Below are 15089 nucleotides of genomic sequence, written 5' to 3' on the forward strand. Positions count from 1 at the left end.
AGCCGATGGCTTCAGCCCGATGCGGGTCACCGACGACGAGGCCCGGCCGCTGTTCCGACCCCAGGTGCTGCGCACCGTCCGCCGCTGCGAACTGGAGTTCATCGGCAACCGCTACTTCGCCCGCGAGCTGGAGGAATTCCACGGCGACCAGGTGGCCGTGGGCTACGACATCCACGACGCCAGCAAGGTGTGGGTCTACGACGGCGAGGGCCGCTTCCTTTGCACCGCAGAGCTGAACGGCAACAGCCGCGACTACATGCCGGCTTCGTATGTCGAGCGTGCCCGCGAGAAACGCGCAGAGGCCCGCGAGAAGCGCGCCCTGGCTCACCTCGACGAGATTCGCGCCGAGCGTGACGGCGGGTATGCCCTGGAAATGGATGCGCCGCTGTCCATCCCCGGCCTCGGCACGATCACCCCTGAGCAACTCCGGTCGCGCAGCGCCGCGACCTCGAAATGCAGGCCGAGCGGATCGACGAACCGCGCCCGGCCGCAGCCACCGCCCAAGCCACCACCGCCCAGGTCTTCACCCTGCCGACCGCTCCCGCCCAGCGCTACCGGCAGTGGTGCGAGCTGGCCGAGCGGCAGCGCTCCGGCCAACCCATCGAGCCGGACGCCGCCCAGTGGTTCGAGGTTTACCCCAAATCCAAAGAATTCGCCGCCCAGCAGCGGCAAGCATGAAAGGAGCTGTATTCATGACCACCCCGAAAACCACCCAACTGGCCAGCGGCATGGCCGACATCGCCAACATCGCCCTTTGCGATATCGCCCTGGAGAAAGCGCTGTCGCGTACCTCCACCTTGCCCGGCCTGGTCTGCTTCTACGGCCCGTCCGGCTTCGGCAAATCCGTTTCGGCCGCCTGGGTCGCCAATCGCCGCCGCGCCTACTACGTCCAGGCCAAAAGCGTCTGGACCCGCAAGCACACGCTGAAGTCGATCCTGGGTGAAATGGGCATCAAGCCGGCCGGCACCATCCCGGAAATGGCCGACCAGATCGCCGAGGAACTGGCCGCCAGCGGCCGCCCGCTGATCATCGACGAAATGGACCACCCGGTCGCCGCTGGCCAGGTCGAGCTGATTCGTGATCTGTACGAGTCCAGCCAAGCCTCCATCTTGCTGATCGGCGAGGAAATGCTGCCGACCAAGCTCAAGAAGTACGAACGCTTCCATGGCCGCGTTCTGAGCTGGGTTCCGGCCCAGCCAGTGTCCCTGGAAGACGCCCGCAACCTGGCGCCGGTCTACAGCCCCGGAGTGGCTATCGCTGACGATCTGCTCGCGCACCTGGTGAAGAAATCCCTGGGCTCTGTCCGTCGCGTCGCGGTGAACCTGGAGCAGTTGGCCGAGGCCGCCACCGTTCAGGGCCGGCGCGAGCTGGAACTGGCCGACCTCCAGCGCCTGAACCTGGAGCTGTACACCGGTGCGGCCCCGAGCCCGAGGACTTCGAAATGAGCCTCGGCAAGAACCCGGCTCATCTCTGCATGGTCGGGGCAAGAGCCCCGCCAGCAGATGTGGGAAGTCATCCGGGCCAACCGCGAAGAGTTCACCGTCTACCGCGTGGCGCGCCGCTCCAACCAACACGACAAGACCGTCGAGAAGTATGTCGCCTGCCTGCGCCTGGGCGGCTACGTCGAGGCGATCCGCGGATTCAAGCGCGGCGAAGAGGTCGTTTTCCAACTGGTCCGCGACAACGGCGTCGAGGCACCGAACCTGAACGCCGATGGCAAGCCATCCCAGCAGGGATACACCACCGAGGCGGTCTGGCGGACGTTGCGAATCCTCGGTCCAGCGACCCCGGAGCAGATCGCCGCATCGGTGGCGGCCTCGGGCACGACCGTGTCGCCCAGCACCGTTCAGCGCTACTTCATCGACCTCCAAAACGCCGGATACCTGACCCGCAACGGCCGCCATTACGCCCTCAAGCCAGGCCGCTACACCGGCCCTCGGCCGCCCATCGTCCAGCGCGAGACGCGCCGCCAGGTCTACGACCCGAACCTTGATCAGGTCATGTGGAGTTCGCACGGCGAGTACCAGCACAACCGGAGTCGCTCCAAGAAATCAGAACAGGAGGTGCCGCCATGCGCCGAACACTGATCCCCATCGGCATCTTCCTGGCCCTCGGCCTGCTGCTGATCCTGGCCGGTGATGCTCTGATGCTCGGCCGCCGCCTCATTGCCTGGCAGTGGGGGTGCTGATGGAACGCGCAATCGATCTGTCGGCCTGGGGTGAGCGTCCGCCTGTCTTCGTCCAGTTGCTGGCCGCCGAGGTGGCCCGCAGCAGCCAGACGAAGGCCGGCGAGGCAATCGGCATGAGCCGTTCGACCGTCAGCACCATCCTCGCCAACCGCTACCCGTCGCCCTCGACGATCCGCGTCGAGCGCCGCGTCCTGGCCGCGCTGAGCCGTATTGAGTGCCCGGCCTTGGGCGAGGCGGTGACCTCGGTCGAGTGCAGCGAGTACCTCCAGCGGCCGGCGCCGCTGAACAACCCCGTCGCGATGCGCTGCTGGAAAGCGTGCCGCGCCTGTCCACGCAACCCGCATACCGCCCCCATGAAACGAGAGGAACAAGGCCATGAGAACCGCATTGCCCTTGAAAGTCTTGACGCCTGACCTGGCCCTGAGCCTGCGCACCTTCAACGATGCCGCCCGGTTGCTCCAGCGCATGGGGTTCGCCTTCATCGCCTGGAGCCGACAGAGGGCGCGTGACCATCGCCGCAGATGACGCCCGCCAGCTCCTGGAGAAGGGGCTCCTGCTGGGTTTCCAGCGCGAGGCCTCGGCCGGCAGCACCCGTTACATCACCCGCTTCCAGGGCATCACCCCTGGCCTGGAGCGAACCGATCAGCTACCGCGACTTCGCCGGCAGCAAACCCGTAATTCACTGAACAGGAGAACGCCAACATGGCACCGAAGAAACGTCTGAAATCCGCTGCCGCCGTCTACGTCCCGCAGACCCGCGAGCAGGTCATCAGCGATATCAAGAACATCGGCGACCTCCAGCGCGAGCTGGCCCGTCTGGAAACCGCAATGAACGATGAAATCGGCCAGATCACCGAGCGCTATTCGGAGCCGGCCGAAGACCTGAAGAAGCGCCTGGCGGTCCTCCAGGGCGGAGTCCAGTCCTGGTGCGAGGCCAACCGTGCCGAGCTGACCGACAACAACAAGGTCAAGTACGCGAACCTCACGACCGGCGAGGTCCAGTGGCGCATCCGTCCCCGTCCGTGACTGTGCGCGGCGCCGATGCGGTCCTGGAGCTACTGCGCAGCAAGGGGCTAATCCGCTTCATCCGCACCAAGGAAGAGGTGAACAAGGAAGCGATCCTCAACGAACCCGAGGCCGTCCAGGGGCTGCCGGGGCTGACCCTGAACACGGGCATCGAAGACTTCGCCATCGTGCCTTTCGAAGCGGAGGTGCAGTGACATGGCCGAGGAAATCAGCATCGACACCATCATGTCGCAGGCCCAGGTATTCGCCAGTGCTTGGGCGCTGGTCGGGGGCACATTCGACGACGGCCACGCCATCGAGAACGCTGAGGAAGCCAAGGCTGAACTGCGCGAAATGCTGGAGGACTTCTGTTCGAACACTGACCTCCTGCGCGTGGCTGAGCTGCTCACCTCTTGGCACCAGAACGGGATGGGCAAGATTGATCAGGCGCTGAATGCGCCGGATACGGCCGAGGTTCGGATTGGCTCGGCCAGGCTCACTGGTTCCCAAGCCATCGGCTTCCGAATCGGCCTACGAGTGGCCCGCCAGTGGCTTGGCACACTCCCGCTATCGCTCACCAAACAGGAGGTGTGACATGGCCCGCAACCGCGCGCAACAGCTGTGCATCGTCACCTTGGATTATCAGCGCTTCCTGTTACCCCAGGCTGATGCACTCAAGCTGATAGACATCATGAGTCGAGCCGCAGAGGTTCAGGCCGACTACGCCTCTGGAGCTGGGTTCAAGTACACCGTCGGCGAAGTGCCGGAAGTCGAGTTGACGATAGTACGCCCCAGTCAATTGGTCATGCCGCAGGCCGAGCCGGCCCCAGCTACACCACGCGCTCGCCGGAAGTCTCCGGCCCAGGTCACGCACGATGCCATTCGGCTGCTGGAGGGGCTCTGATCATGACCAAGACGTTCGCCATGTGCCGCATCGACGGCCTGATCGAGCTGCGGGAGGAACACCCAGGCGAGGGCTACTTCGCCCTTGCCGTGGGCGACTTGGCCAGCGTGCGGGCGGCGGTCTTTGCAACCGCTGAGCCGCACCAGGTCGGCAAGAAAGTCGCCCGGCGCGTGCCGGGTGTGAGCCCCGACGCCACCGACCGCGAAAACCTGGGCTCCATCGCCCGGTACATCCAGACCCTGGGCCAGCAGGATCGGCCCGGCTTCCGTGCGCTGGGGGTGTGAAATGCAGCAGTCCAACCCCTTCAATCACCCCGGACAGAGCTACGGCGCCGTAGACGTCGATAGCCGACTCCGCGCCGTTGCCGGCTTCGACCTGGAGCAATGCCGCGCCGCGCTCGCGGTCACCGGCCTCCAGAAGATCGTCGAGCAGAAAATTCGCACCCGCATCCGCCAGCTGGAAAAGCAGGCATCCGCACAGAAGGAGGCATAGCCATGGCCGTATACACCATCACCCTAAGCGACACCGAAGGCGGAATAGATTTCTCCATGCAAGGCCCGCCGCTGCACGACTCGAAGCATCGAAGATCGCCTACGCCCTTATGCAATCGACCATGTCCCTCGGCCGAGAACTCGCAAAGCAGAACGGAGTTGGTAACGCCGTTTCCTGCGCCTGCGACGAGTGCCTGGCACGGCGCGCTCGCGGTGAGGAACCGCAGCAGGAAATCCACTACACCACGGCCAAGAACCGCACCGTCCACTGAGCGAAACCGCCCCGGCCTGGCCGGGACGGTCTGCCGGACGTGGTGGTCCGGTACTGATGAGCAGCCACCCATGACGAACGAAACTAAGACGGACCGCCAGCGCCGCCTGGCGCGAGAACGCCAACGGGCGAAGCGCGAGCGCGATGCCCTGCGCCGCGCTGCGCTGGGCGGTCGCCGCTTCAACATGGACATGTACCAGGGAACGGCTGATGCACTCGATCTGATCTGCGCGGCCGGTGGCTTCGCCGAGCCGGCCGAGGCGGTCACCTTGCTCCTACACAACGTTGCCGAAATTGCTGAGCGTGACGCGTCACGTTTTGCCGAATTGATCCAAAAGAGAAGCCATCCAGGAGGACCAAGCGATGAGCCTACGCGCCGTCAACCTCGCAAAAATCCACATCGCCAAGACCCAGCTCGGCATGGACGATGACACCTATCGCGCATTGCTCGCTCGCGTCGCGGGCGTGCGCTCGGCCAAGGACTTAGGGCCGCGCCAGGTCGATCAGGTGCTGGTCGAACTCCAGCGCTTGGGCTGGAAACCGAAGAGCAATCGGCAAGGCCGGGCGACGCCAAAAGTGCCGCAAAACCGGCAAACCGTGCTGCGCAAAATCACCGCGCTCCTGGCCAGCGCCCATCGCCCCTGGAGCTACGCCGACCACATGGCCCGGCGCATGTTCCAGGTCGAGCGGGTCGAGTGGCTGGACGACAGCCAGCTCTACCGGCTGATGCAGGCGCTTATCATTGACAGGAGCCGCCATGAGTAGGTCTGAAGTCGATCTTCGGGAGGTCCAGGACATGCTGCCGGATACCGTCCGCGACATGGCCGGACGCATCGGCCTGCCGGCCACGCTGGTAGTAGTCGAGCAGCTCGGCGGCACGTCCTGGCGGATAGCCGAGGGCCGGGCGCGGAGGGGCGAAGCGCGCCGGGCTGCGCTGGCCGAGCTGTTGGGCAGCGACATCGAGGAGCAGCTCCACACGCACTATCGGGGCGAAGAAATTTACGTGGCCCGCTGCCACAAGGCGCTGGTACGGTGGCGCGACCTGGAGATCGTCGAACGCTTCGAGCAGGGCTTGCGTGATGGGCAAACCGCCCGTAGCCTGCTCAGCGATCTTGCCCGCAAGTACAACCTGTCCGACCGCTGGATATGGGAGATTGTCAACCGGCCGAGCGAGCCGGCACCGCAGCAATCCACCCTGTTCCACTAAGCCGGGGCGCAACGCCCCGGCCGGCGTCTCCGCGCCGATCCTATCTCAGCCGTTGAAGTCAATCATCTAATTCCCCCTAGCATGTCGCCGCCACGATGGCGGCATGAAAGAGTTCAACGCCCCGCATCCACCGCGCAGCCCACGCGACTACGCCGCCGCCATCCTGGCCGAGCCCAGCCGCGAGCGTCGTAACGCTCTGCTGGAAGCCTGCCCGGTCAACTGGCAGCCGCTCGTTCGGGCGCACGTCGAGGACGCCTTCGCGAAGGTCAAGGCGTATCGCCAGATGATGGACAACCGCGCCGAGTCGATCCGGCGCGGCCCGCCTCCTGCTCCCCGCGTCACCGACACCGATTTCCGCATATCCAACTACACCAAGTCCGCCCCGGAGGTAGGCAATGCGCACCTATCCGCAATTCGGGCAGCGCTCGCAACGGAAGCACCAAATGCCTGATCCCGCATCCACCTCGGCCGGCAGCGCCGCGCTGCTGAAAATGTTCGGCATCCACATCAGCGCGGGCGCCCTGGCTGCCGCCCTGGGCTTCCTGGTCCTGTGGCCCCGAACCATGAAAGAGGGGTTCGCCCGGCTGTTCTGCACCATCGTCGCGTCCAGCGTCTTTGGGCCGATTCTGGTGGTCTACCTGCACTCCAACCGCCCCGAGCTGTTCGAGTCGGCCCAGGTGGTGGCCGGGCTCTACCAACTGGAGCCAGCGGTCGGCCTGCTGTTCGTTTCCGCTCCGCTCCTGGTGATTGCCGGTCTGCCCGCCTGGTGGCTGATCGGGGCGGCCCTGCGCCTGTTTGAGCGGGACGGCGATTCATGGCTGGGCGCGTTCGCCCAGTGGGTAAAACGCAAACTGGAGAACAACTGATGGCCCTTCAACCTCGCGGCATCCGCAACAACAACCCCGGCAACATCGTTTGGTCGGCACGCAACAACTGGCAGGGTCAACTCCCCCACGACCCGCAGATCGAACCGCGCTTCTGTCGTTTCGACACGGCGCATAACGGCACCCGCGCATTGGCCAAGCTGCTGCTGAACTACCGCAAGGTCTATGGCCTGCGCACCGTCGAATCGCTGATCGCACGCTGGGCGCCGTCGAACGAGAACAACACCCGCGCGTATGCCTCGGCCGTGGCCCGAGCGATGGGAGTTCCGCCGCAGGCCAGCCTGCACCTGGACCAGGCCACCCTGGTCGCTCTGGTGACCGCCATCATTCACCAGGAAAACGGGCAGCAGCCCTACAGCGCCGAGCAGATCGCCCAGGCCGTGCGGGAGGTGCTGTGATGCAGCGCCCCAGCGGAATCAGCCTCAGCGATCTGTTCGCGATCTGCCGTGAAGACCCGGCCAACCGATGGCTCTGGATACGCCTCTATCTCCGCGACCTGCTGGCCCGCGTCGTGATTCTGGCCTTCATGGCAATTGGTGCCGCAGGCCTCGCCTATGGCCTGGGCGGGGCGTTCGCCTACGGCTTCATGCAGACCGTTGCGTCCTACCAGGTCCAGCTCAGCGTCGAGAAATCGCCATGACCTGGCGCGTCGGCCTGGTTGTCTTTGTGCTCCTGGTGATGGTCTGGACGGCCGGCTGGTGGGGCGGTCGCGAGGCTGGCCTGGCCGATGGGCGCGCTGCCTGCGCCGACGCACAGACCCGCGCATATCGCGACGTCCTGGAGCAATCGGCGGCACAACTGAAGACGGTCCAGGACACCAGCGCGGCTCTTTTCCAGCGCCTGGCCCAGCGGGCCGACAGCGACCAACAAACTACTCGGGAGCTTCGCCATGCCCTGGCCGAAACCGCTGCTGATCGCGCTGCCTGCCGCTTTCCTGCTGGCGTCATGCAGCAGCTCGAAACCGCCCGTCAACGTGCCTCCCAGGCCACTACCGGCGGCCTTGGCTCAACCGTGCCCGACCCCGGTGGCGATGACTGATGACAGCCCCGATGCCGCCGCAATTGCCCTCAAACAACTCTACGACCAATACGGCGCCTGCGCCGGCCTGCACTGGGACACCGTGCGGCACTTTCAAAAGGACTGATCCGATGACCGAAAAGAAAGCCTCTCCTGAGTTCGAACTGCTGCAACGCATCGACGGCCGCCTGGAGCGCTTCGAAGACCGATTCCCGCAGATCGAACGCAAGGCCGTGCTGTACGGCTCGGCGGCCGGCGCGCTGGCGGGTGGCCTGGTTGCCTGCGGCCTGCTCGCGGCGCGTATCAAGCTCGGTATCTGAGGTAGTCCATGGCGCACCCGAAGGAAACCCGCGACGCCCTGCGCCGCGCCTACGTCCTCGACCGCCAGTCCCTGGAGGTCGCGGCCGCCATGTTCGGCGTCTCCTACGGCACCGCCCGCCGCTGGAAACAGCAGGCGGAAGCCGAGGGGGACGACTGGGACAAGGCGCAATCGGCGCAGTTGCTGGCCGGTGGTGGACTGGAGGACGTGGCGCGCCAGGTGCTGGCCGGTCTGGTGACCCAGTTCCAGGCCACCATGGAAGCCGTCCAGGTAGACGCGGACATCAAGCCCGCCGTGAAGGTGCAGCTGCTCGCCAGCCTGGCCGACGCCTACAACAAGTCGATCAGCGCATCGAAGCGGGTACTACCGGAAACCTCCAGCCTGGCCACCGCAATGGAAGTCATCCAGCGCCTGGCGGCCTTCATCCGTGAACAGTTCCCGCAGCACGTCCAGGCCTTCGCCGAGATTCTGGAGCCGTTCGGGGAAGTAATCGCTAAGGGGCTGAAATGAACGCCGAGGAAAAAGAGTTCCTACGGGAACTATCCGCCATGGCGCAGCAGCTGCGCCGCGACATCGAGGCGCAACAGATCGGCCTCGATAGCTCCCCGGAAGCTCGGGCCGAGCGGCGTCGTCGCGTACTGGTAGATCGCGATTTCGAGTTCTTCGCGTATACCTACTTTCCGCACCACATCCGGCCGCCTGCCTCGTTGTTCCATGCGCATTTCTTCAAGCGCTTTCCCCAGCTCATCAGCAGCTCCAGCGGCCTCAAGGAATGGTGGGTAGCTCCGCGTGGCGAGGCGAAGTCCTCACTGCTGACCAAGGTCGGGCCGTGCTATGTCGTTGTCCAGGGGCTGCTCCAGCGACCGGAGATTCGGGCCGAACTGGGCATGACCGGCCCGGCGCCGTACTTCGTCGACTACATCACGCTCCTAGGCGCCGAAACGCGCTTGCCAACCAAGCTCCTGGAAGTAGTCAAGACCGAGCTACTGGTAAACGCCTCCCTGTCCCTGGACTTCCCCGAAGTCTGCGGCAAGGGAAGCGTCTGGAAGATCGGCGAGTTTGTTTCCCTCTCCGGGGTCAAGCTGGAGGCCTTCGGCGCTGAACAAGCGATCCGGGGCACATTCCACGGCGCGAGCCGCCCCAAGCTGCTCCTGGGCGATGACCTGATCACCGACAAAGAGGCCAAGTCCCCGACCGAGCGCAACAACCGATGGGACTGGCTGGAAAAGGCTATCGACTATCTCGGCCCACCGGATGGCTCCGTAAAATATCTAGGCGTGGGCACAGTGCTGAATAAGGATGATCCGATCAGCCGAGCCAAACGCACGGTCGGGCACCTGGTCCACCACTTCCGCGCTATCGAGACGTTCCCCACCCACATGGACCTATGGGCACATTGCGAAGAGGTGATGCTCAACGACGATAAGCCCGTGATGGAGCAATACGCCGAGCGCGGTAGCGTCGCGCCCGATAGCGCTCTGCCGTCGTTTCAGTTCTACCAGGACAACCGCGAGCAGATGGAGCTGGGGGCCGTCACCAGTTGGCCAGGTGTCCGGTCGCTCTACTGGCTGATGCGTCAGCGGGCGAAGAACAAAGCCGCGTTCGCGACCGAGCTGCAAGGCGACCCGCGATCCGATGAAGACAAGACGTTTACCAACCCGCGCTTTTGGGTCATGCGCTCCGGGCGTTGGCAGATGTTTGGCGCATGCGACCCCTCTGTCGGGGCGAGCGCACAGTCTGACCCGTCGGCGATCATCGTGGGGGGCTGGGACACCGAGAAACAGGTACTTAACGTCATAGAGGCGGCCATCAAGCGGCGCGTCCCCTCGAAACTGGAATCGGACCTGATCAAGGCGCAAAGGGAGTACCAGATGCGCGCTATCGGTTTCGAGAACAACGGGGCATTCGAAATCCAGCGGCAGAACATCGCCAAGGCTGCGCTGATGCAGCGCGTAGCGCTCCCTCTGATCGGCGTCACCAGCATGGCGGACCAGTCCGTTCGAATCGATGCCATGGAGCCGTTCATCAACGACGCATTTGCGCCACGGATTCTGTTTTCGCCTGGATTGGTCGCCCTGCTCGACGAGCTGGACAGCTGGCCAGAACCGCAGACCGGGCACCACTACGACGGGCTTTGTGCCTTGTCAATCCTCTGGATGATCGCCAGCACTCGCGCAGGCTCTTTTGAATTCACAGCGGTGCCGAACCGCCGGAACGCCCTAGAAGCTGGCGGCCTTGACGATTCTTTTGACACTGGCGGCCGCTTCGGCGGCGCATGGTAGGTACGACACATGGCACAAATCGTTGACGTCTACGGCAACCCGATCCGACCCCAGCAGTTGCGCGAGCCGCAGACTTCGCGCCTGGCCGGCCTGGCGAAGGAGTTCGCCCAGCACCCGGCCAAGGGGCTGACGCCGGCCAAGCTGGCTCGCATCCTGGTCGAGGCCGAACAGGGCAACCTCCAAGCCCAGGCCGAATTGTTCATGGACATGGAGGAACGCGACGCCCACCTGTTCGCCGAAATGAGCAAGCGAAAGCGCGCAATCCTTGGCCTGGATTGGGCGGTCGAACCCCCGCGTAACGCCTCGGCGGCCGAGAAAGCCGATGCCGACTACTTGCACGAGCTATTGCTCGACCTGGAAGGGCTGGAGGACTTGCTGCTCGATGCGTTGGACGGCATCGGCCACGGCTACAGCTGCATTGAACTGGAGTGGGCGCTACAGGGGCGCGAGTGGATGCCGTTGGCGTTCCACCACCGACCGCAGAGCTGGTTCCAGCTCAACCCCGAAGACCAGAACGAGCTGCGGCTGCGCGACAACAGCCCGGCCGGCGAAGCCTTGCAGCCCTTCGGCTGGATCATTCACCGGCCGCGTGCGCGCTCCGGCTATGTGGCCCGCAGCGGCCTGTTTCGCGTGCTGGCCTGGCCGTACCTGTTTCGCCACTACGCCACCTCCGACCTGGCGGAAATGCTGGAAATCTATGGCCTACCGATCCGGCTGGGGAAATATCCGCCAGGTACTGCCGACGAGGAAAAGGCAACCTTGCTGCGGGCCGTTACCGGCCTGGGCCATGCTGCCGCAGGGATCATCCCCGAAACCATGGCCATCGACTTCCAGCAGGCCGCGCAGGGTAGCAGCGAGCCGTTCCTGGCGATGATGCGGCAAAGCGAAGACGCCATATCCAAGGCGGTCCTGGGCGGCACCCTGACCAGCACCACCAGCCAGTCAGGCGGCGGCGCTTTTGCCCTGGGCCAGGTGCATAACGAGGTTCGGCACGACATACTGGCATCCGATGCCCGCCAACTGGCGGCCACGTTGTCCCGCGATCTGCTCTGGCCGCTCCTGGTACTGAACCGTCCTGGCAGTCCCGACGTGCGCCGGGCGCCGCGCCTAGTCTTCGACCTGCGCGAGCAAGCCGACATCACCAGCATGGCCCAGTCGATTCCGGCACTGGTCAACGTGGGGCTGGAGATTCCCAGCGCCTGGGTCTATGACAAGCTCGGCATCCCGCAGCCTGCCAAGAATGAGCCAGTTCTGCGTCCGGCTGCGCAGCCTGCAATCCTGAGCCGCCAGCATGGACAACGGGTGGCGGCCTTGGCCACCATCGTTGGCCCGCGCTATGGCGATCAGCAGGCCCTGGACAAGGCGCTGGCCGACCTGCCGGCCAAGGACATGCAAAACCAGGCCAACGACCTGCTCGCCCCGCTCCTGGACGCGGTCAACCGCGGAGACAGCGAAACCGAACTACTCGGCGCCCTCGCCGAAGCGTTCCCGGACATGGATGACAGCGCCCTAACGGACGCGCTCCACCGGCTGCTGTTCGCCGCCGATACCTGGGGCCGTCTCCACGGCAACCTGGACCGGATCGACTGATGGCCGCTCCGACCGAGGCCGATCTGCGGGCCATCTTCGCCCTGCGGCCGGCCGCCGCCATCGAGTACCTGGAGCGCAAGGGCTTCGCGATCACCTGGAACTGGCATGACGTTGACGCGGCCACCCACGCCCGCGCTCTGACCGTTGCCAGAGCAGCACGCCTGGACGTGCTCCAGGACATTCGCGACGCCCTGGTCGAGAACCTGGAGCGCGGCGAGACGCTACGAGACTTCAAGCGAAACCTGCGGCCGACCCTGGAGGCGAAAGGCTGGTGGGGTCGCCAGGTGGTAGTCGCGCCAGATGGCGGCGCCGAGGTTGCACAACTGGGCAGCCCGCGCCGCCTGGATACCATCTACCAGACCAACATGCAGTCGGCCTACATGGCGGGGCGCTACGCGGCCGCCTACGAAGCCAGGGAAACCCACCCTTACTGGATGTATGTGGCGGTGATGGATGGCGTTACCGGGCCAGCCATGCCGCCCTGCATGGGAAAGTGTTCAGGTGGGACGATCCGATCTGGCAGCACATCACCCCGCCCAATGGCTACAACTGCCGGTGCCGGATCGTTGCCTTGACGGTGGCCGCTGTCCGCCGTCGAGGCCTGACCGTCGAATCCAGCCTCGGCCGGACGGGGCAGGTCACCGTCGAAACTGGGGTTGACAAGCGGACGGGGAGATTCGGGAACAGACCCTGACAACCCTGGAGACGACCGACCGGGCCGGGCGGAAGATCCAATTCCGTCCCGATGCCGGCTTTGACGGCAGTCCCGTACAGAGTCACCTGATGGACCAGGTGCTGTACGACACCGCCGAGCGTACCCTGGGGCACCGGCTGCTATCGACGAGGTACGGGTGTGCTGCTGGACCCGGTCCGCCAGCGCGCCTGGGAGGCCTTCGTAGATCGCGCCGCGTCCCCAGGGACAGACCATGTCCATCGGCGTGCTCGATCCGACCGATGTCACCTACGCCGTCGCCCAGGGCGCCCAACTGCGCGCTGGCGTGGTCGCCACCAGCGATACCGCGATTCGTAGCAGCGCCGTCGCTCGCGAGCAGCTCGCCAACCTGCCGCAGCGCTTCGCCCGGCCTGACCTGGTGCTGTGGGAGCGCGGCACCGAGTCGTTGGTCTACGTCGTCCAGGCCGATGGTGCCGCCCTGGCTATCCGTCTGCGCGGCGAGATATACGGACCCGGCCAACTGGAAAATGTCGGCCAGGTTATGGAGATCACCATGGATAGCATCCAGGATGGCCTGGCGACGGGCCGCTACAGGAGAGTGCGCTAATGACAACTAGGATCGACGTCGAGCTGGACGACCAGGAGGTTCGCCAGCGCCTGGCGGTGCTGATGCGCTCGGTGACCGATACGCTGCCGGTGATGCGTGGCATCGCTGCCGAGCTGCTCGCGGAAACTGAGTTCGCCTTTATGGACGAGGGGCCGGGCTGGCCGCAGCTCAGCCCCGCGACCGTCGCCGCTCGCGAGGCGAAGGGGCGTGGTCCCCACCCGATCCTCCAGGTCACAAACGCCCTGGCTCGCTCGGTCACGACCTGGGCGGATCGCAACGAGGCGGGAATCGGGTCCAACTTGGTCTATGCGGCCATCCACCAATTTGGTGGTGACGCCGGCCGGGGTCACCAGGTCGAAATTCCTGCACGGCGGTATCTGCCGTTCGACGAAAACGGCCAACTGGCGGCCGGCGCTCGGCAGTCCATTCTGGAGGTCGTCCTAACAGCCCTGAGCCGAAATCGGTAGTGGGCCACTTTCGGACAAGCGGCACATTGTGCCTATTGCGCATTAGGCACAATGTGCCTAATCTAGCCTCATGCCAGCCACAACGGCGAGGCGAGCACAGGGAAATGACCAAATGAATACCTATCTCATCGACCCCCGCAAAAACAACGACAACTCCGGCGAGCGCTTCACGGTTGACGCTGTCGACATTACAGCCGCCGCGAAGAGCGCAGCCCAACAGATTCTTGGCGAGGAATTCGAGGGCCTCGTATACCGTGAAACCGGGGAGAGTAACGGAAGTGGCATGTTCCAGGCCTACCACCACCTGCACGGCACTAACCGCACGGAGACGACCGTTGGCTATCCGTTTCATGTAATGGAACTCTGAGCCGAATCTAAACCCACGCCAGCCGCAACGGCGAGGCGCAAACAAGGATAGACACCATGAGCAGCACGATTTCAGACCGCATCATCTCCCGCTCGGTTATTGAAGCGGCTCGATTCATTCAGTCCTGGGAAGATGCGGACCCCGACAACCTGACTGAAAGCCAGGTTCTGGCCGCTTCTAGTTTCGCCGCCAGGCTCCATGAGGGGCTTCAGGCTACCGTCCTGCAACGACTGGTGGACGAGTCCAATCGTGACGAATATCGCGAGTTCCAGGCCTGGGAAGAGGCGCTGCTCAACGCAGATGGACGAGTAACGAGCAACCCGTTTGCCGATTGGGGATGGTGGTATCGCATCGCCAACGTGATGCTGGCCACTGCCTCGCAGAACGTAGGCGTCGCCTGGGGAAGCCATGTCCATGGTCGTTTAATGGCTATTTTTCAGGACAGGTTCCAACAGCATTATGAGGATGAGGAATGCTGACGCCTGACGCCTCCAACCACAATCCAGACCCGCGCTACCTGCGCGGGCTGCTCAAGAAAGCCGGCATCAGCCAGCGGCGCGCAGCCGAGCTGCTCGGCCTCGGTGATAGGGTCATGCGCTATTACCTGAGCGAGGACATCAAGGAGGGCTACCGCCCCGCGCCGTATACCGTCCAGTTCGCCCTGGAGTGCCTGGCGAACGACCCGCCATCTGCGTGATCACCTGATCCGCCCGCAAACGCGCTACACGCGCCGAAACGGGGTTAGTCGCTACCTCGCATCAGAGTCGGTGCGTTAACCCCGTTAGAACCCCGTTAGAAATCGCTCCAGCGCCATTCG

The 15089-nt window shown here is 64.6% G+C and carries 27 protein-coding genes, 1 other RNA gene and 4 pseudogenes; all 32 read left to right on the forward strand.

All coding sequences use genetic code 11. The features are described 5' to 3' along the window. Positions 1–19: 19 nt before the first annotated feature. Positions 20–166, forward strand: a pseudogene (locus LE197_RS11695) (Mu transposase C-terminal domain-containing protein); the annotation flags it as partial. A 287-nt stretch (positions 167–453) separates the two neighbouring features. Then, complete coding sequence (locus LE197_RS11700) at positions 454–678, forward strand: hypothetical protein (RefSeq protein ID WP_226034035.1); 225 nt, start codon at positions 454–456, stop codon at positions 676–678. Positions 679–692: 14 nt separating this feature from the next. Beyond that, entirely contained in the window at positions 693–1445 is a 753-nt protein-coding gene (locus LE197_RS11705) for an AAA family ATPase (RefSeq protein WP_226034036.1), read from the forward strand. 57 nt (positions 1446–1502) lie between these two features. Then, a complete protein-coding gene (locus LE197_RS11710) occupies positions 1503–2087 on the forward strand; it encodes a hypothetical protein (protein ID WP_226034037.1) in 585 nt (194 codons plus the stop codon). Between the two features lie 100 nt (positions 2088–2187). Further along, entirely contained in the window at positions 2188–2601 is a 414-nt protein-coding gene (locus tag LE197_RS11715) for a hypothetical protein (protein WP_003099415.1), read from the forward strand. Further along, positions 2564–2874 (forward strand): annotated as a pseudogene (locus tag LE197_RS37100) (hypothetical protein). Before LE197_RS11715 ends, LE197_RS37100 begins: the two are co-directional and overlap by 38 nt. 16 nt (positions 2875–2890) lie before the next feature. Continuing rightward, a pseudogene (locus tag LE197_RS11725) lies at positions 2891–3408 on the forward strand (host-nuclease inhibitor Gam family protein). A 1-nt stretch (position 3409) separates the two neighbouring features. Beyond that, complete coding sequence (locus LE197_RS11730) at positions 3410–3787, forward strand: hypothetical protein (RefSeq protein ID WP_004365122.1); 378 nt, start codon at positions 3410–3412, stop codon at positions 3785–3787. 1 nt (position 3788) lies between these two features. Next, a complete protein-coding gene (locus LE197_RS11735; protein WP_003094501.1) occupies positions 3789–4097 on the forward strand; it encodes a hypothetical protein in 309 nt (102 codons plus the stop codon). 2 nt (positions 4098–4099) lie between these two features. Further along, positions 4100–4381 carry a hypothetical protein gene (locus LE197_RS11740; RefSeq protein WP_003094504.1) on the forward strand — a complete coding sequence of 94 codons (282 nt, stop codon included), beginning with the start codon at positions 4100–4102 and terminating at the stop codon, positions 4379–4381. Position 4382: 1 nt separating this feature from the next. Then, on the forward strand, positions 4383–4589 hold the full coding sequence (locus LE197_RS11745) for a hypothetical protein (RefSeq protein ID WP_003094506.1): 207 nt from the start codon (positions 4383–4385) through the stop codon (positions 4587–4589). Between the two features lie 121 nt (positions 4590–4710). Further along, positions 4711–4860 (forward strand): hypothetical protein, encoded by a 150-nt coding sequence (locus LE197_RS11750; protein ID WP_226034039.1) that lies wholly within the window; start codon positions 4711–4713, stop codon positions 4858–4860. Then, positions 4859–4930: hammerhead ribozyme type II (locus LE197_RS11755), an RNA gene on the forward strand. The genes LE197_RS11750 and LE197_RS11755 overlap by 2 nt, the downstream gene beginning before the upstream one ends. Continuing rightward, positions 4931–5290, forward strand: a complete 360-nt coding sequence (locus tag LE197_RS11760) for a hypothetical protein (protein ID WP_226034040.1) — start codon at positions 4931–4933, stop codon at positions 5288–5290. After that, positions 5223–5624 (forward strand): gp16 family protein, encoded by a 402-nt coding sequence (locus LE197_RS11765; protein WP_003137292.1) that lies wholly within the window; start codon positions 5223–5225, stop codon positions 5622–5624. The genes LE197_RS11760 and LE197_RS11765 overlap by 68 nt, the downstream gene beginning before the upstream one ends. Next, positions 5617–6066 (forward strand): Mor transcription activator family protein, encoded by a 450-nt coding sequence (locus tag LE197_RS11770; protein WP_015987632.1) that lies wholly within the window; start codon positions 5617–5619, stop codon positions 6064–6066. Before LE197_RS11765 ends, LE197_RS11770 begins: the two co-directional genes overlap by 8 nt. Before the next feature lie 103 nt (positions 6067–6169). Continuing rightward, positions 6170–6517 (forward strand): hypothetical protein, encoded by a 348-nt coding sequence (locus tag LE197_RS11775; RefSeq protein ID WP_015987633.1) that lies wholly within the window; start codon positions 6170–6172, stop codon positions 6515–6517. Next, the gene (locus LE197_RS11780) at positions 6510–6932 is read left to right on the forward strand and encodes a hypothetical protein (RefSeq protein WP_012613779.1); all 423 of its coding nucleotides are present in this window, start codon (positions 6510–6512) and stop codon (positions 6930–6932) included. The genes LE197_RS11775 and LE197_RS11780 overlap by 8 nt, the downstream gene beginning before the upstream one ends. Next, positions 6932–7348, forward strand: a complete 417-nt coding sequence (locus LE197_RS11785) for a structural protein (RefSeq protein ID WP_003094530.1) — start codon at positions 6932–6934, stop codon at positions 7346–7348. Before LE197_RS11780 ends, LE197_RS11785 begins: the two co-directional genes overlap by 1 nt. Beyond that, a complete protein-coding gene (locus tag LE197_RS11790) occupies positions 7348–7590 on the forward strand; it encodes a hypothetical protein (RefSeq protein ID WP_015987659.1) in 243 nt (80 codons plus the stop codon). The genes LE197_RS11785 and LE197_RS11790 overlap by 1 nt, the downstream gene beginning before the upstream one ends. After that, positions 7587–7988, forward strand: a complete 402-nt coding sequence (locus tag LE197_RS11795; RefSeq protein ID WP_015987634.1) for a hypothetical protein — start codon at positions 7587–7589, stop codon at positions 7986–7988. Before LE197_RS11790 ends, LE197_RS11795 begins: the two co-directional genes overlap by 4 nt. A 110-nt stretch (positions 7989–8098) precedes the next feature. Beyond that, a complete protein-coding gene (locus tag LE197_RS11800; RefSeq protein ID WP_003094538.1) occupies positions 8099–8287 on the forward strand; it encodes a hypothetical protein in 189 nt (62 codons plus the stop codon). 8 nt (positions 8288–8295) lie between these two features. Then, positions 8296–8796, forward strand: coding sequence for a DUF1804 family protein (locus LE197_RS11805; RefSeq protein WP_015987635.1), 501 nt, complete (start codon positions 8296–8298; stop codon positions 8794–8796). After that, entirely contained in the window at positions 8793–10568 is a 1776-nt protein-coding gene (locus LE197_RS11810) for a hypothetical protein (protein WP_015987636.1), read from the forward strand. The genes LE197_RS11805 and LE197_RS11810 overlap by 4 nt, the downstream gene beginning before the upstream one ends. Positions 10569–10577: 9 nt before the next feature. Continuing rightward, positions 10578–12158 (forward strand): DUF935 domain-containing protein, encoded by a 1581-nt coding sequence (locus LE197_RS11815; protein ID WP_015987637.1) that lies wholly within the window; start codon positions 10578–10580, stop codon positions 12156–12158. Beyond that, positions 12158–12663, forward strand: a pseudogene (locus LE197_RS11820) (phage minor head protein); the annotation flags it as partial. The gene LE197_RS11815 and the pseudogene LE197_RS11820, both read left to right, overlap by 1 nt. Next, positions 12652–12852, forward strand: a complete 201-nt coding sequence (locus tag LE197_RS36850) for a hypothetical protein (protein ID WP_257601912.1) — start codon at positions 12652–12654, stop codon at positions 12850–12852. The pseudogene LE197_RS11820 and the gene LE197_RS36850, both read left to right, overlap by 12 nt. A gap of 232 nt (positions 12853–13084) precedes the next feature. Next, the gene (locus LE197_RS11825; protein ID WP_226034041.1) at positions 13085–13438 is read left to right on the forward strand and encodes a hypothetical protein; all 354 of its coding nucleotides are present in this window, start codon (positions 13085–13087) and stop codon (positions 13436–13438) included. After that, positions 13438–13905 (forward strand): phage virion morphogenesis protein, encoded by a 468-nt coding sequence (locus tag LE197_RS11830; RefSeq protein ID WP_015649656.1) that lies wholly within the window; start codon positions 13438–13440, stop codon positions 13903–13905. Before LE197_RS11825 ends, LE197_RS11830 begins: the two co-directional genes overlap by 1 nt. A gap of 112 nt (positions 13906–14017) precedes the next feature. Beyond that, on the forward strand, positions 14018–14272 hold the full coding sequence (locus LE197_RS11835; protein ID WP_016068301.1) for a hypothetical protein: 255 nt from the start codon (positions 14018–14020) through the stop codon (positions 14270–14272). A 56-nt stretch (positions 14273–14328) separates the two neighbouring features. Further along, positions 14329–14751 carry an anti-CRISPR protein AcrF3 gene (gene acrF3 / locus LE197_RS11840; protein WP_015987640.1) on the forward strand — a complete coding sequence of 141 codons (423 nt, stop codon included), beginning with the start codon at positions 14329–14331 and terminating at the stop codon, positions 14749–14751. Further along, on the forward strand, positions 14745–14969 hold the full coding sequence (locus LE197_RS11845; RefSeq protein WP_016068302.1) for a hypothetical protein: 225 nt from the start codon (positions 14745–14747) through the stop codon (positions 14967–14969). Before acrF3 ends, LE197_RS11845 begins: the two co-directional genes overlap by 7 nt. Positions 14970–15089: the final 120 nt, after the last annotated feature.

Origin of the sequence: Pseudomonas sp. PS1(2021), assembly GCF_020405165.1 — a bacterium.
Lineage (GTDB): Bacteria > Pseudomonadota > Gammaproteobacteria > Pseudomonadales > Pseudomonadaceae > Pseudomonas > Pseudomonas aeruginosa.

What these genes read in the sequence shown, in the direction of transcription:
- LE197_RS11700 (WP_226034035.1), top strand. Translation starts at nt 454, where the DNA reads ATGCAGGCCGAGCGGATCGACGAACCGCGCCCGGCCGCAGCCACCGCC.
- LE197_RS11705 (WP_226034036.1), top strand. Translation starts at nt 693, where the DNA reads ATGACCACCCCGAAAACCACCCAACTGGCCAGCGGCATGGCCGACATC.
- LE197_RS11710 (WP_226034037.1), top strand. Translation starts at nt 1,503, where the DNA reads ATGTGGGAAGTCATCCGGGCCAACCGCGAAGAGTTCACCGTCTACCGC.
- LE197_RS11715 (WP_003099415.1), top strand. Translation starts at nt 2,188, where the DNA reads ATGGAACGCGCAATCGATCTGTCGGCCTGGGGTGAGCGTCCGCCTGTC.
- LE197_RS11730 (WP_004365122.1), top strand. Translation starts at nt 3,410, where the DNA reads ATGGCCGAGGAAATCAGCATCGACACCATCATGTCGCAGGCCCAGGTA.
- LE197_RS11735 (WP_003094501.1), top strand. Translation starts at nt 3,789, where the DNA reads ATGGCCCGCAACCGCGCGCAACAGCTGTGCATCGTCACCTTGGATTAT.
- LE197_RS11740 (WP_003094504.1), top strand. Translation starts at nt 4,100, where the DNA reads ATGACCAAGACGTTCGCCATGTGCCGCATCGACGGCCTGATCGAGCTG.
- LE197_RS11745 (WP_003094506.1), top strand. Translation starts at nt 4,383, where the DNA reads ATGCAGCAGTCCAACCCCTTCAATCACCCCGGACAGAGCTACGGCGCC.
- LE197_RS11750 (WP_226034039.1), top strand. Translation starts at nt 4,711, where the DNA reads ATGTCCCTCGGCCGAGAACTCGCAAAGCAGAACGGAGTTGGTAACGCC.
- LE197_RS11760 (WP_226034040.1), top strand. Translation starts at nt 4,931, where the DNA reads ATGACGAACGAAACTAAGACGGACCGCCAGCGCCGCCTGGCGCGAGAA.
- LE197_RS11765 (WP_003137292.1), top strand. Translation starts at nt 5,223, where the DNA reads ATGAGCCTACGCGCCGTCAACCTCGCAAAAATCCACATCGCCAAGACC.
- LE197_RS11770 (WP_015987632.1), top strand. Translation starts at nt 5,617, where the DNA reads ATGAGTAGGTCTGAAGTCGATCTTCGGGAGGTCCAGGACATGCTGCCG.
- LE197_RS11775 (WP_015987633.1), top strand. Translation starts at nt 6,170, where the DNA reads ATGAAAGAGTTCAACGCCCCGCATCCACCGCGCAGCCCACGCGACTAC.
- LE197_RS11780 (WP_012613779.1), top strand. Translation starts at nt 6,510, where the DNA reads ATGCCTGATCCCGCATCCACCTCGGCCGGCAGCGCCGCGCTGCTGAAA.
- LE197_RS11785 (WP_003094530.1), top strand. Translation starts at nt 6,932, where the DNA reads ATGGCCCTTCAACCTCGCGGCATCCGCAACAACAACCCCGGCAACATC.
- LE197_RS11790 (WP_015987659.1), top strand. Translation starts at nt 7,348, where the DNA reads ATGCAGCGCCCCAGCGGAATCAGCCTCAGCGATCTGTTCGCGATCTGC.
- LE197_RS11795 (WP_015987634.1), top strand. Translation starts at nt 7,587, where the DNA reads ATGACCTGGCGCGTCGGCCTGGTTGTCTTTGTGCTCCTGGTGATGGTC.
- LE197_RS11800 (WP_003094538.1), top strand. Translation starts at nt 8,099, where the DNA reads ATGACCGAAAAGAAAGCCTCTCCTGAGTTCGAACTGCTGCAACGCATC.
- LE197_RS11805 (WP_015987635.1), top strand. Translation starts at nt 8,296, where the DNA reads ATGGCGCACCCGAAGGAAACCCGCGACGCCCTGCGCCGCGCCTACGTC.
- LE197_RS11810 (WP_015987636.1), top strand. Translation starts at nt 8,793, where the DNA reads ATGAACGCCGAGGAAAAAGAGTTCCTACGGGAACTATCCGCCATGGCG.
- LE197_RS11815 (WP_015987637.1), top strand. Translation starts at nt 10,578, where the DNA reads ATGGCACAAATCGTTGACGTCTACGGCAACCCGATCCGACCCCAGCAG.
- LE197_RS11825 (WP_226034041.1), top strand. Translation starts at nt 13,085, where the DNA reads ATGTCCATCGGCGTGCTCGATCCGACCGATGTCACCTACGCCGTCGCC.
- LE197_RS11830 (WP_015649656.1), top strand. Translation starts at nt 13,438, where the DNA reads ATGACAACTAGGATCGACGTCGAGCTGGACGACCAGGAGGTTCGCCAG.
- LE197_RS11835 (WP_016068301.1), top strand. Translation starts at nt 14,018, where the DNA reads ATGAATACCTATCTCATCGACCCCCGCAAAAACAACGACAACTCCGGC.
- acrF3 (WP_015987640.1), top strand. Translation starts at nt 14,329, where the DNA reads ATGAGCAGCACGATTTCAGACCGCATCATCTCCCGCTCGGTTATTGAA.
- LE197_RS11845 (WP_016068302.1), top strand. Translation starts at nt 14,745, where the DNA reads ATGCTGACGCCTGACGCCTCCAACCACAATCCAGACCCGCGCTACCTG.